Source organism: Desulfatiferula olefinivorans (assembly GCF_054657895.1).
This window is the reverse complement of record NZ_BAAHXV010000003.1, coordinates 65,129-79,367: the sequence shown is the minus strand read 5'-3', so window position 1 is coordinate 79,367 and position 14,239 is coordinate 65,129. Positions and strand designations below refer to the sequence as shown.

6 protein-coding genes are annotated in these 14,239 nt (G+C 60.8%); 1 reads left to right on the top strand and 5 read right to left on the bottom strand.

The features are described 5' to 3' along the window. Positions 1–7: 7 nt before the first annotated feature. Entirely contained in the window at positions 8–352 is a 345-nt protein-coding gene (locus tag ACYQ11_RS03505; protein WP_459922358.1) for a hypothetical protein, read from the bottom strand. Between the two features lie 90 nt (positions 353–442). Between ACYQ11_RS03505 and ACYQ11_RS03500 the strand changes: the two genes are divergently transcribed. Then, positions 443–709 carry a GIY-YIG nuclease family protein gene (locus tag ACYQ11_RS03500; protein ID WP_459922357.1) on the top strand — a complete coding sequence of 89 codons (267 nt, stop codon included), beginning with the start codon at positions 443–445 and terminating at the stop codon, positions 707–709. 3 nt (positions 710–712) lie between these two features. Here the strand turns inward: ACYQ11_RS03500 and ACYQ11_RS03495 are convergent, their stop codons facing one another. The 4 genes from ACYQ11_RS03495 to ACYQ11_RS03480 form a co-directional block, all read right to left on the bottom strand. Then, the gene (locus ACYQ11_RS03495) at positions 713–9,676 is read right to left on the bottom strand and encodes a thioester reductase domain-containing protein (protein ID WP_459922356.1); all 8,964 of its coding nucleotides are present in this window, start codon (positions 9,674–9,676) and stop codon (positions 713–715) included. A 594-nt stretch (positions 9,677–10,270) separates the two neighbouring features. Beyond that, on the bottom strand, positions 10,271–11,851 hold the full coding sequence (locus ACYQ11_RS03490) for a pentapeptide repeat-containing protein (protein ID WP_459922355.1): 1,581 nt from the start codon (positions 11,849–11,851) through the stop codon (positions 10,271–10,273). Positions 11,852–11,898: 47 nt separating this feature from the next. Continuing rightward, positions 11,899–12,327: a hypothetical protein gene (locus ACYQ11_RS03485; RefSeq protein ID WP_459922354.1), complete on the bottom strand. Its 429-nt coding sequence runs from the start codon at positions 12,325–12,327 to the stop codon at positions 11,899–11,901. Positions 12,328–12,419: 92 nt separating this feature from the next. After that, the gene (locus ACYQ11_RS03480; protein ID WP_459922353.1) at positions 12,420–14,210 is read right to left on the bottom strand and encodes a protein kinase domain-containing protein; all 1,791 of its coding nucleotides are present in this window, start codon (positions 14,208–14,210) and stop codon (positions 12,420–12,422) included. Positions 14,211–14,239: the final 29 nt, after the last annotated feature.

Sequence of the window (14,239 nt, the reverse complement as noted above, 5' to 3'; positions counted from 1 at the left end):
GCGACCGTTATTCCCGGGAGGCGCGGCCCACGTCGGAGAAAGTGACGGTGATGATTTCATAGATGCAGACCGCGGTCAGGGCGACCAGGAGCATCATGACCGACACCGTGATCATCGGCCCGAGGCGGGTGTCCAGGAGATGCACGGCCGATGCGCCCGCGACAAGAAGGGGCATGGCGCACCAGCCGATGGCGGAGGACAAAAGCACGGAAAAGGCGATTCTCAGGATGTTGGCCCGGGCTCCGCTGAAGGCGCTGAAGGCGATAATCACAAGGACCAGAACCAGGGCCACCACGGAAACGGTGGTGTTGAGTTCCGGCCAGACAAACGGGATAACGGCGGCGGTATTCATAAAGATCTCCTTTTCCGGTCATTGTGGGGAATACGCTGCCTTTCAATAGCCTTTTGAAAAGAAAAAATCAATCTGCTATAAACCGTGAGCATGAATCCAAGCTGGTATCTCTATATCATTGAGTGTTCCGACCGGAGCCTGTACACGGGCATCACCGTCGATCTTAACCGTCGCATCGGCGAGCACAACGAAGGTCGGGCCTCCCGATACACCCGTAGCCGCAGGCCCGTAATCCTTTTGTTTTCCCATCCCTTTCCGGACCGGGCCTCGGCGTCACGGGCCGAATACCGGATCAAAAAATGGCCCCGGAGCCGCAAACTCGAGCTGATCCGGGGCCGCTTACCGCTTGAGGACTGAGCCTCACCTTTCTTCACCGGCGGGAACAGCCTCCAGGAATCCCACCGCGTTCAGGTAATCCAGGCAATCATGGAAAAGTTCCCGGGTCAGCGCCCGGGCCCCGATAAGCGACGGCGGCAGATCGGCGAGAAGCGTCCGGCAGCCGTAGACCTGCCTTTGTGCGGTCTGCATTTCGAAAAAAGTCCGCCCGCCTGTTCCGGGGACGATATCCGACACCAGAGGCAGGAAGGGCAACAGATTTCCGTCGTCTTCGACGGCTTGACGGATCATGTCGAGCCAGGCCGGGACGGGCAGAACCCTGACGTCGTATCCGTAGGATCGCAGGTAATCCGTCAGTTCGCCCGCAGGCACGGGCCGGGGATGAACCAGATTGATCGTCCGGCCCGACATCGACGAATCAAGGGACAGCGACACCAGGGCTCGGCTCACCTGATCCACGGGGATGCCGTCCAGACGGACATCGAGTTCGGGGACCGCGCCCAGGCTTACGCAGGCCCTTATCATCCGGCAGAAAAAATCGTCGGTGTTCAGCGATCCGCCATCGCTGCTTCCGTAGATCGGCCCGGGCCTGAAAATCGTCACGGACAGGCCCTGGTCCCGACAGGCTGTGACGAGTTTTTCCGCCACCCACTTGCTCCGGGCATACCCGTAATACAGCCGTTCCGGTTCCGGAAGGGGGTGATCGTCATCCACCGCTTCCGGGGACAGGGGCGTAAGGGTTTCGAACACACCGATGGTCGCCACGTAGTACAGGAACTTGAGCTGCCTGCATGCCGTAAACTCCAGCACATGGCGGGTTCCGGTCACGTTGGCCCGTTTGAGGAGGTCATAGGAATACGAAAAGTTGACCATGGCACCGTTGTGAACGACCCGGTCGATCAGACAGGCCAGGTCGTTGTAGGTTTCCGGGTCGAGCCCCATCAAGGGCTCGGCCAGATCACCGCACAGGGGCATGATGCGCGGGGTGTAGGCCTCTTTCCAGATTCCGAAACGACGGAGGTTGGAACGGAGCCGGTCAAAGGCGTCGACTCCGTTGGGGGAACGGACCAGACAGAACACCAGGGCATCGGTCTTTTCCAGCAAATCCCTCAGAATATACGCCCCCAGAAAACCGGTGGCTCCGGTCAGCAGGACATTTTTAAAGGGGCTTTCCGGATCGATGCGCACCAGGCTGCCGTCAACGAAGACGGTGTTCAAGGACGCATCCTCCCGCATCGTGCGGGCGGTGTCATCGTCGTTCGCCGTGTCGCCCCGGAGCAGCCGGCTCACGGTGAGAGCCAGGGCGCGCACCGTCAGATTCTCGAAAAGTTCCCGCACCGTCAGAGCGATGCCGAAGGCCTCGTTGACCGACACCAGAAGACGCACGGCCTTGAGGGAATCCCCCCCGGAGTCCGAGAAGTCGTCGGTCACGCCAAGCTCCGGAACATTCAGCACCTGCCGCCACAAAGCCAGAAGACGGGTTTCAATGGGTCCTTCCGGCCGTGTCCGTTCCCCGCCGGTCACGGGGACCGTAACGTCCGGCAGACGGGACGTATCGATCTTTCCGTTGGCGTTCACGGGAAAGGTTTCGAGAAAAACCATATGGGACGGCACCATCCAGGGCGGCAGTCGCCGTCCCAGAGATTCCTGAATCGCCGCTTTGTCCGGAGGCGTTTGCCCGGCCTCTGCGACCAGATAGGCCACCAGGGTTTTATCCCCCGATCCGTCGACGCGCGCCTGGACCAGAGCCTGGGCGACCGAGGCCTGATCCCTTATAGCCTGCTCGATTTCGCCGAGTTCGATGCGATACCCCCGGATCTTTACCTGATGATCGATGCGCCCCAGATACTCCAGATTGCCGTCCGGTCGGAGCCGAACCCGATCACCGGTGCGGTACATCCTGCCCGTTTCGGTGGAAAAGGGATCAGGCAGGAACCGTTGCAGGGTCAGCTCCGGCCGGTTGTGGTAGCCTCCGGCGACACCGTCGCCGCCGATGAACAGTTCGCCTTCAACCCCCTCAGGCACGGGATTCATGTCCCGGTCGAGCACGTAGATCCGGGTATTGCCCAGGGGACGGCCGATATGAACATCCGATCCGTCGTCGATGCGGGCCACGGTGGACCAGACCGTGGTTTCGGTGGGACCGTAGAAATTCAAAAGTCGCCGGCATCGGGGGATGAGCATGTCGGCCAGATCCTCGGACAGAGCCTCCCCGCCGGTGATCACGGTCAGGTCGGGAGAACCCTGCCATCCCGCATAGATCAGCATGCGCCAGGATGACGGTGTGGCCTGCATCAGGGTAATGGGGTGACGCTCCAGGCATTCCCGGAGCCTGAACCCGTCCCGGGCCAGGTCCCGGTCGACCAGATGAAGCGTTCCTCCCGTTGAAAGGGGCAGGAAAAGCTCGGGCTTGACCATATCGAAACTCAGGCGCGTCAACCCGAGCATGGTGTCCTCTTCCGTCAGGCCCAGGTGGACGTTCATGGCAAACACCAGGTGGGTCAGACCCCGGTTCAGGGCCCGGACCCCTTTGGGTGTACCGGTACTTCCCGAGGTGTAGATGATGTAGGCCGCCGCGTCAGGATCGGACAAACGGTCCAGGGCATCCACGGCCTGCCTGAAATCCGGCCGGACGCCGACGGCGCCGATGGCCGCAGCCTCGTCCTCGATCACGATGCGCCTCCCCCCGTTGTCCGGCAGAAAAGCCGCATGCGAACGACTTGCGATGATCCACCGGGCGCCTGAATCCTCGACCATATGAGCCAGACGATCGGCGGGATACTCGGGATCCAGAGGCAGATAGGCCGCTCCGGCTTTCAGGACCCCCAGCACGGCCGTCATCATGTCTTCGGTTCGCTCCACACACAGACCCACCACATGGCCCGCTCCCAGGCCCCGGTCGTGAAGGTAGACCGACAGTTCATCGGACCGACGGTCCAGCTGGGCATAGCTCATGGTCCGATGGTCGCAGATCAGGGCCGTTGCATCCGGTGAGCGCCGGGCCGCGGCCCGGAACAGCTGGTGCACGCAGCGGTCTGCCGGATAGGTCATGGCGGTTTGGTTGACACCGCGGGTCAGGTATCTCACCTCCTCCTCAGCGAGCATGGGAAGCCGTGACAGGGGGCAATCCCAGCCGTCTGCCAGACTCTGGACCAGGCGGTTCAGGTGACCCGCCATCCGGCCGACGGTCTCGGAATCAAACAGGCCCTCGTTGTAGACGATACGACCGGAAAGACCCGACGGCTCCCGCCTGAAGTCGAAGCAGAGACTCAGCCTGTCCGGATCCGTCACCGTGAGATCCGCGGCGTTAAAGGCCACCTGGACGGGATACGGCTCGCCTGCTCCGATGCCCAGCAGGGCCTCCACACGATCCCGGCCCATATCCCGGTGAACCCTCGCCTGATCGAGCCGATACGCCAGATCCACGGCCAGGGCACCCGCCGGGATTGTCGACGTGCATCGACTTCGGACGAAAAAGGGACCGTCCCCGTCCTGCCATACGGCCACCAAAAGATCGTCCTGACCACCGTAGCGGGACAGCAGCACACACACCTGGGCCAGTACCGGGATCACCGGGTCAAGTCCCTGGGCGCGGGCCGCGTCATCCGGGATCGTCCGGCTTTGATCGTCGAGTGGAAGGGAACAGAAGGCCGGATTGACGCCTGCCCGTCGCCGGTGGGCAGGCCGGGCGGGCAGGGCGATATGAACCGGAACATCGGCCAAGTGACGTTCCCAGTAGGCCCGGTGAATATCGGCCATGGGACCGTGAACCCCCCGGCGAAGGCGACCGCTGTCGATCAAAAAGTCCATCACCGATTCCAGAACCTCACCGGCTGAGGGGATGCGTTCGATCAGAAGGGGATCGGCCTTCAAAAGAGCGGTCATGGTCCGTGTGTTGTCCACGGTCCACGCGGCATAGGCCTCAAAGGAATCCCGGTCGAAACGATCGATAAACGGGAACAGCGGATACAGCTCGTTTTCCGGATTTTTCCGGGTCAGCTTTTTCCAGTGCTCAAAGGGCAGACGCTCAAGCCGGTACCCCCTTTTCCGGATCAGGGCGGCGAAATCCGAGGTGGAAAAGGGTTTCCGGTTGAGCAGGTGATAAATGACGCCTCCGGGTTCCCTGTCGAGACCGGCGATGGCCGCCATCATGGTACACAGATAATCCACGGCAATGATATCGAAGTTGGTTTCCTCAAGGGGCATGGATCCCATCCGGATGCAGCCCGTGATCAGGCGGGCGATGAAATCGCTGTCCTTCATCACCCCCGATCCGGGCTTCCCGGCCACGTAATCGAACCGGTACACCGACACGGGAATGCCCCAGTCTCCGGCCTTGAGGCACAGTTGTTCGGCCACCCATTTGCTCTGACCGTAACCGGTGAGAATCCCCGCAGGATCGCTGACCGGACGCTCGTCCCAGTGTGTCTGCCCGGGGACCAGGGGCAGAACGGCCAGAGAGGAGATGAAATGGAGATGCTTGACGGTTTTGTGAGCGGCCAGGTGAATGATGGTCCGCGTGCCTTCCACGTTGATCCGGCGCAGGGCGTCATAGGATTTCATCCAGTCCACCGTGGCCCCGCAGTGCCAGATGGTGTCGATTTTTTCTCCCAGATCATCGAAGGTCTTGCGATCCAGGCCCAGAAGCCAGTCCCCAAGGTCCCCCGGCACGGCGCGAACCCGGTCCGACGGAAGATCCCTGTCGATTCCAAATCGACGGGCGGCCTCCTGAATCCGGTCCCATCCCTTTGCATCGGATTCGGCACGGACCAGACACCAGATGACGGCCGTTGTCCTGTCCAGCAGTTCGGTAAGGAGATGGGCGCCCAGATACCCCGTGGCCCCCGTCAGCAGGATATGGGCATTGCGACGGGCCGCCGGAGGCGTATTCCGGTCGAACAGAAAATCGTCGAGTTCGGTGTCGGCGATCAGGTCCGCGGCAGGCTCCGGCTCCCCCTCCCCGCCTTCGACCACGAACCGGGCCAAGGCTTTGATGGTGCTGCACGACTGGATCGCCGACGAGGGGATGTCCCGGCCGGTCAGGGTTTCAAGACGGCCAAGAAGGCTGATCAGCGCCATGGAATCAAGGCCGGCATCACTGAACAGAGTCTGACTGTCGATGGGTCCGCCTGTCAGCGCTGCCGCTTCCTCCGTCAGAAAAAGCTCGATGGCCTCGATGGACAATGAAACCGTCGGGGCAGACAAAAAAGTCGAAACCGCGCCTCCTTCCGATAACGCCTCGGGCGGAGACCACGCAAAAAACGACGTTTTTTCGAACACATACCCAGGAAGCGGGCATCTGTGTCCGGGCCGGTCTCCGAACATGCGGTCCCAGTCCGGCTCAGCGCCGCAGACCCACCGGGCCGCCAGTCGGTTCAGGTCCGATGACGGTTCGGGCGTCTCCGTATCAGAGGCGTCACAGACACCGACATACACGTCGGCAGAGGCATCCCCCGATCTCAGGTAGGACGACAGCTTTCGGATCAACGTGTCCATGTCGCCTGCCGTCAGGGCCAGACGGACCTTGTGGTGATCCCGTCCCCGGGCCAGGGTAAAGGCCATGTCGGCCAGGCGGCCTTCATATTCCTGCCGCACATCGGATCGGGACAGGAAGTCAAGATACCGATCGACCAGGGCGCTCAGCCCCTCCCTGCTCCGGGAGGAAAACACGAACAGGGCGTCTCCCCCCGGGTCGTCCGGAACCGTTTGATCATACGATTCGACGACCAGGTGGGCATAGGTCCCCCCGAATCCGAAGGAGCTGATCCCGGCGCGACGGGGACAGGGCCGGCCGTTTTCATCCGTGATCTCGGGCCAGGGCCTCGTCTCGCGGGCCAGGTCGAAGGGGCTCCCGGAAAGATCGATCAGGGGGTTGACGGTTTCGATATGAAGGGAGGCCGGAATCACCCCGCGTCTGACGGCCTCCACCGTTTTGATCAGACCCGCGATTCCCGCCGCCGCCTCCAAATGGCCGATGTTGCTTTTCACCGATCCCAGGACGCAGGTCCCCGCCTCTTTTGTCTGCCCCATCATCCGGTTTGCCGTCAACAAGCCGTTGATTTCAATGGGATCACCCAGCACCGTACCGGTACCGTGGGTCTCCACATAGCCCAGGGTGTCAAACCCGATTCCCGCGTTTTCAAGGGCCGATGCGATCAGACGGGCCTGGGACGCCGCCTGGGGTGCGGTCAGCGATTCACTGCGGCCGCCGTGACTGACGGCCGACCCCCGGATCACCGCGTGAATGTAATCCCCGTCGGCCAGTGCCCGCTCAAGGGGCTTGAGCAGCACCGCGCCGCAGCCCTCGCCGCGCACATAGCCGTCGGCGCCGCTGTCAAAGGCCCGGCAACGGCCCCGGCGGCTCAAAAAACCCGACCGGCCCAGGGCCGTGAACCCGTCCGGAGACATCAGCACATTGACCCCGCCGGCCACAGCCGTCTCGCATTCGCCCCGGGACAGGGCGGATACGGCCCGGTGAACGGCCACCAGCGAACTGGAGCAGGCGGTGTCCACGGTTTCACTGGGGCCGTGGACATCGAGAAGAAAGGATACCCGGTTGGCGATCATGCTGTGGGCCAGGCCGGTGGCGGTGTAGGCCTCGGGGAGGATGCCCGCCTCGCCGAGCACATAGCCGTAATCGAAGGACGAGGCCCCGACGAAAATCCCCACGGATCGCCCGCTCAGGCTGCCGGGCGCGTAGCCCCCATGTTCCAGGCAATGCCAGACGGTTTCGACAAACAGACGCTGCTGGGGATCCATCATCATGGCCTCCCTGGGCGGGATATGGAAAAACCCCGCGTCAAAGGCGTCGATGCCGGCGAGAAACCCTCCCCGCCGGGCAAACCCGCCCCGGCTGCGGGAAAGGAGCCCGGCCCGGACATCTTCCGGGAAATCACTGAGATGTTCCCGGCCGTCGGCGAGGTTGTCCCAGAAGGAGGAGGGATCAGCCGCTCCGGGGAAACGGCAGGCCATGCCCACAACGGCGATATCCCCGGAAGGTTCCGCGCGGCCGCTTGGGACCGCCGGCATCTCACCGCCGCCGGTCAGATAGTCGGCCAGCCGACGAACGGTGGGATAATCGTAAAACACCGTGGGCGGACAGGAAACGGCGAACAGGTCTTCGAGCTCTGCGGACAGGGCCACGGCCTCGGATGAACTCAGGCCGAAGTGCCCGAAAGGAAGATCGGGGTCGATGTCCCGGGGCTCAAGGCCCGCCACACGGGCGATCATCGACCGGAGGGTTTCGATCCCCGGACGCAGGCTTTTCCCCATCGCCCGGCCACCCGCCTTCGGACGGACCGGGGCCGTGAAGGAGTCAATGACCGGAAGCTCGCCGTTTTCGAACCGTTTCCGAGCCTCACGGCGGCGGATCTTGCCGCTGGTGGTCACCGGAAGACTCCGGGGCGCGACCAGAAGCACCCGGGACACCGAAAGCTCATGGTCTTTTTTAACCGCGCGGACGACGCGGCGAATCACAGTGGGGGCATCGTCGTTCGTCCCGGTGAATTCGGCCAGAATGCAAAGCGCCTCATCGATCGTAAAGGCCGTCGTCCGGCCGGGCCGGATGCCCGGGTCGGCGTTTTCCACCGAAAGCTCGATATCCTGGGGATAATGGTTTTTCCCTCTGATGATGATCAGGTCCTTGATGCGTCCGGCGATGAACATTTCCCCGTCATGGACAAAGCCAAGATCCCCGGTCCGCAGAAAGGGGCCCTCCCCCGATGCGGTTTGGGCCTCAAAGGTTTCGCGGCTCAGGCCCTCCCGGTTCCAGTACCCACAGGCGGCGCTGGGCCCCCGCAGCCAGATTTCGCCGACCCGGCCCTCGGGAAGAACGATACGGGTTTCAGGCTCCACAATACGAAGCTCCTGACCCGGGGGACAGGCACCGTTGCCGATGAGGGTCAAAACCCCCTCCGATGGGGCGGTTGCAGGTTCGATGCGGCCTTCCTGATAGGCCGCCGAATCAACGTGAATCCGTTTCGGCAGATCGTGTTTGGACACACAGACGGCCATCAGCGTGTTCTCGGCCAGTCCGTAGCAGGGGGTAAAGGCCCGGGACGAAAAACCGTGGCGCCCATAGAGGGCCGTAAACCGGTCGATGGTATCGGCCCGGACCGGTTCGGCCCCGGTAAACGCCAGGTCCCAGGACGATAGATCCAGAGACCGGCAGCGATTTTCGTCATATCGTCGCACACACAGATCGAAGGCGAAATTGGGGCCGCCGCTGATGCCGGCCCGGAACCGTGAAACGGTTTCAAGCCAGATCAGGGGATCGGCCATAAAGTCCAGCGGCGACATCAGGACCATGCGATAACCCGTGAAACAGGGCTGGAGCACGTTGCCGATCAGTCCCATGTCGTGGTACAGGGGCAGCCAGCCCACACCCACCGTATCCGGGGTCTGGGAAAACCCGGTTCGGATCAGCTGTTCGTTGGCCATGATGCTGCCGTGGGTGACCATGACGCCCTTGGGATGATGGGTGGAACCCGAGGTATACTGAAGAAAGGCGATGTCATCCGCACGTCGCAACGGAGACGTCCAGTCGTCCGGGCAGACGTCATCAAACAATTCGACGGTATGAACGGTCAGGCCGCCTCCGTCCCAGCCCAGGGAACGACCGATATCCGTCAGGTCCTTTGAACTGATCATGGCCGACGGCGCGGCATCGTTCATGACATGGGCGATTTTATCGATGTGGGCCGGGGAAACCGGAGGATACAGCGGCACGGGAACCAGCCCCGCATACAGACATCCGAAAAAACAGACGACAAAATCCTTTCCCGGCGCAAGGGCCAGGATCACGCGATCCCCGCAGCGATACCGTTCCGCGAGATAACCGGCAACGCGCCGCGCCGCATCGTGCAGCCGGCCGTAGCTCATGTCCGTTTCGCAATTCGGCGATAAAAACGTGTAAATCAGGGTGTCCCTGTGGGTCTGTGATCGGGATACGAGAAGGTCCACCAAGGTACTCGGTTGTTTCTGCTGCATGAAAGCCCCCTTTGTTTGATTTTTAATTAATTGATATAATTGCGTTTTCACGCTTGTACGAACAAAGGGAACAATAGAGGCGAATCACCTGGTCATCGGATAACGCCGACTCACGGCGAACAGCGACCCATGGGCCAGAGGGTATGGATGACGACCGCCGGCCGGGATCATGTTCATGTCAGGGGGGCACCACCATGGAGAGACCGGGTCCGGGTCGTCGGAGTTCATAAGATGGGATGCCGGGACGTCTTACGGATGCCGCACGACGATCCAATGCGACCGTTGAAAAAGGACGAAGATACGTCGTTTCGCCGTCATAGCGGCCGTGATGTGCTGATCCGGCCGGATGATATGAATAAGGTCATGATGTGGCGTCACTCAAGGACGCAAGGTAGCTGCAAGGGTTTTGCAAGCGATCGAATATGAGCGCTATTAAACCAGAAAGACGATGATCATGCAATGAAAAATTGATATAACGGCCGACAGATTGACGATCGCGGCATCAGACACGGAAAACGGCAGGGTATCCACACGGCGGATTGGAAGCCGGTATTCGATTTCACGGGGAAGACGATCAGCTGCGATCCGACCGTATCAGAGCCCGCGGGCCTTACCCACATTCACCGCTCGGTCCAGACCCCGGACGCTGTCGATATTCGCGCCTGTCAGGTCCGCACCTTTCACATCGGCGCCGGTGAAATCGGCCCGGGTCATGGTGCATTTTTTGAAAACCGCGCCCTTGAGTGTGGCGCCCCTGAAATTCGCGTCGGTCAGATCGACCCGGACAAACGAGACGCCTTTCAGGTCCGCCGTCTGAAGGTTGGCGCCCGTCAGGTCGACGCCCTCGATGATTGCGCCTTTCGCATTGACGGCCGACAGGGAGGTCTGTTTAAGATCCGACGCGGTGATCCGACAGCCCGCGAGATTGGCTCCGGACAGGTCGGCCCCGGACAGCTGAACCCGGGTGAGCACGGCATTTTTCATCTGAACACCGGAAAGAGCCGCTTCTTTGAGCGAAAGCCGCGTGAGGGTGGCATCATTGAGGATGATGCCCGAAACCCGTGCCTGTTCCAGATTGGTGCGGTCGAGCACAGCCCCGCTGAGATTGCATCCGGTCAGGTCGGCCTGACGGAACGAAGCGCCCACGGCGTCGACCTTTTCCATGGAGGATCGGGCCAGCACGGCCTGGTCGAACACCGTTTCCGTGAGAATGGCCTGATCGAGAACGGCGGCTGTAAGATCTGAAAACCCAAGGTCCGCCCCGGCAAGATTGGCCCCGCTGATCGTCGTGTCCCGCAGATAGGCATGAGTGATTTCGGCGTACCTGAGATCGGTCTCTTTCAGGGAACTTTTCAGAAAAACCATATCGTTCATGCGGGCGTTGTTCATGATGGAAAATGAAAAATCGCAATTATCCGCCGTCATGCCCCGCAAAAAACCGCCGGTCAGGTCCGCCGCCGTCATCTCCACCTGCTTGAGGTAGGCGTAGCTCAGGTTGACATCCTTGAACCGTGAGGTCATATCCTTCCGGTAGACCACCGACACTTTCTCCAGCTTGGCCCCGCTGAGATTGGCCCTTGAAAAATCCGACGACAAAACAGAGGTGTTGTAGATGTGCGCGCCGTGGAGATCGGCATGGTTGAACGACACCTGATCGAAGTCGGAATAGATCACCGAACAGCTCAGATCCGCTCCGGAAAGGTTGACGCCCCTGAGCCGCGTGCCTTTGATCAGGACCCCCTTGAGCACCCCGCCCGACAGATCGCACACCGTCAGTTCCCCGCCGCTGAAAACCGCGTAATTCAGGGTGGATCGCGATAGATCGGTTTTTTCGAAACGGGTGTCGAAACATTTGGCGCCGTTGAGGTTCATGCGTCGCATGGCGCAGCCGACCAGATCGGAATCGATGACCATCAGGTCCTGCAAGTGGGTTCGGTCAAGGCTGACCTTGTCAAGGGTCGTATTGTTCAGGCTCATGCGGGCGACGACCCGGTCACTGAGGGTCAGTCCCTTGAGATGGGCATGTTCGATCACCCGCCCGGGAGAAAGAGCGGCATTGACCCGGTCCTGGCTCATGGGGGTACGCGGGCCCCGAACGGCTCGGGCTGCGGGCGCGGCGGCAAGGCATGCGATCAGACACAGCAACGGAACAAGGTATGTTTTTTGGGGCGTCATGGGCGGTCCTGTCTTCAGATTGTCTGCCCGCTTTGACCCGAAGGTGCTCAACGCGGTCCGAACAATTCGAACTCATCGACGGGGGCGGGGGCGGGTTCCACGGGGGCCGGTTTCGAAGGCGCGGGTTTCTTTTTCAAAACGGGTTTTTTCATAAACTCCGCCACGGCCGTCCTGGGCAAGGCCTTGCGTGTTTTCAGCAGTTCCTTTGGGATAAACACCCGTGTGCCCGGAACCAGACGGTCCGGGTTGACCGTGGGGTTGGCCTTGATCAGCAAGGCGTCATTTTCGGATTTTCCCGTATACCAGCGTGCGATGACGGGCATGGTTTCATCGGACCAGGTCACCTGATGGACAAAGGCCTGGCGGGCCGGCTTGACCGGTTTCCATCGTTTTTCCCCTCCTGAAAACAGACAGGAGCCAAGGACGAGGGAACAGAACACGACGATGATCAATTGCAGCAGTCCAGCTTTTTTCATGATCCAGTAATCCGGGGTCCGTGTGAACATACCATGCCGGCAGGCGTCGCCGAATGTGGTAAGAATATACACCAGAAGAGCCGAGATTCAAGTCAATTATTTCGCGAACGTTTGAGATTTTCCAGAAACCGGGCGGCATTGCGGTTACCGGGGTTGACCGAAAGGGCCTTTTTCATGTTTTCCACGGCCTCCTTTCTCCGCCCGGTCTTTTCCTGGATCAGCCCCAGATTGAAATAGGCCTGATCGACAAAGGGCGGCGCCAGGTCGATCACCCGGGTGTACATCTCCTTGGCCTTGCCGTAATCATCGAGGACGGCGTAGTTGTACCCCATGTTGAAATAGATGTCCGCGTTCAAAGGATCGGCGGCGGCGGCCTTTTCATAGTACTCCAGGGCCTTGCGGTTTTCGTTTCGCAGGGTGTGGCTCTTGCCCAGAAGAAAAGAGGTGGTGCCGTTGGCCGGATTGAGTCCGTAGGAGACCTCGAGGTAGGCCCGGGCCTTCTGGGGGTCGGTGTCAAAGAAGGCTTCCCCCTGGGCGGTCAGGGCACGGGAATAGGCCTCGGCCACCAGATTCAACGCCCCCGCATCCGCCGCAAGAATGTCTTCGAACAGACGGATGGCCTCGGCATACCGGCCTTCGTCAACGGCGGTTCGACCGGCCGCGATGCGCTCGTGGTCCCGGCGGATGTCGGGAACGATGCCGGCAGCGATCACCGGCTCCATGACCCGGTCGATCCAGAGCCTGCCCCGGTCCGTCCGGGAAAAGACGTAAAAGGTGAGCACGGCGGCAAAGGCCGTGACAAACCAAAACAGCCGGAGCTTCGGAACCGGCCGGTTGATTCTCGACGATTCGTTGACCGTGGGTTCGGTCTCCCGGGTGACCAGGGTCCGTTCCTCGTCATCATCCTGTTTGACCGATTCTCCGGTCAGTGTCTTCCGGATGTCGCTTTCATCACTCTCCCCCTGGAACAGGGTTTTCATGTATTGCGACAGATCTTTCTGGCTGACCCGCATGGCCTTTTCGAGCATGAAGGTTTCGATGTCCCGGCCCATGTCCTCGGCGGTCTGGTATCGGGATGCCGGGTCCTTTTCAAGGGCCTTGTCGAGAATACGGTAAACGGCATCGGGAAGACCGGGTGCCGCGACGGAGGCGGGCTGGAAGATCCGTTCCCGGGCCTTGGCCAGGATCTGGAAGGTATCCCCCTCGTACATCTTCCTGGACGTGACCAGCTCGTACATCACGATACCCGCGGAAAAAATATCCGACCGGTGATCGATCACCTCGCCGCCGGCCTGTTCGGGAGACATGTAGGACACCTTGCCCTTGATGGTGCCGACCTGGGTGTTGGTATCCTGATTGGCGGCCTTGGCGATTCCGAAATCGATGATTTTCACCTGGCCGTCATAGGTGATGATGATGTTCTGGGGGCCGATATCCCGGTGGATGAGCCTCAGGACTTCACCGCCGTAGCTTTGAAAGGTGTGGGCGTATTCCAGACCGGCCAGCAGTTGGGTGACGATGTACAGGGCATGGTCCAGACTGATGGGCATGCCCCGTTCCAGGGACCGCTTGAGGGTGAACCGGAGATCCTTGCCGAACAGGTATTCCATGGCGATGAAATACGTCTCGTTCATGGCGCCGAAATCATAAATCTGCACGATATTCGGATGGTGAAGGTTGGCCGCGAGTTTGGCTTCCTCGATGAATGATCCGACCAGTTTGTCTTCGGTGTTCAGATGATGCAGAATTTTCTTGATGGCGATGAATTTCTCGAACCCTTCGGCCCCGGTCTGCTTGGCGAGAAACAGTTCAGCCATCCCGCCGGTGGCGATTTTGTCCAGCAGCAGGTACTTCCCGAATTTCACAGGGGTGAAAGGGGTCATGGCACGATTCTGTCGGCTGTGGCATTAGT

Coding starts and splice junctions, on each gene's coding strand:
- ACYQ11_RS03505 (WP_459922358.1), bottom strand. CDS start 352: ATGAATACCGCCGCCGTTATCCCGTTTGTCTGGCCGGAACTCAACACC.
- ACYQ11_RS03500 (WP_459922357.1), top strand. CDS start 443: ATGAATCCAAGCTGGTATCTCTATATCATTGAGTGTTCCGACCGGAGC.
- ACYQ11_RS03495 (WP_459922356.1), bottom strand. CDS start 9,676: ATGCAGCAGAAACAACCGAGTACCTTGGTGGACCTTCTCGTATCCCGA.
- ACYQ11_RS03490 (WP_459922355.1), bottom strand. CDS start 11,851: ATGACGCCCCAAAAAACATACCTTGTTCCGTTGCTGTGTCTGATCGCA.
- ACYQ11_RS03485 (WP_459922354.1), bottom strand. CDS start 12,327: ATGAAAAAAGCTGGACTGCTGCAATTGATCATCGTCGTGTTCTGTTCC.
- ACYQ11_RS03480 (WP_459922353.1), bottom strand. CDS start 14,210: ATGACCCCTTTCACCCCTGTGAAATTCGGGAAGTACCTGCTGCTGGAC.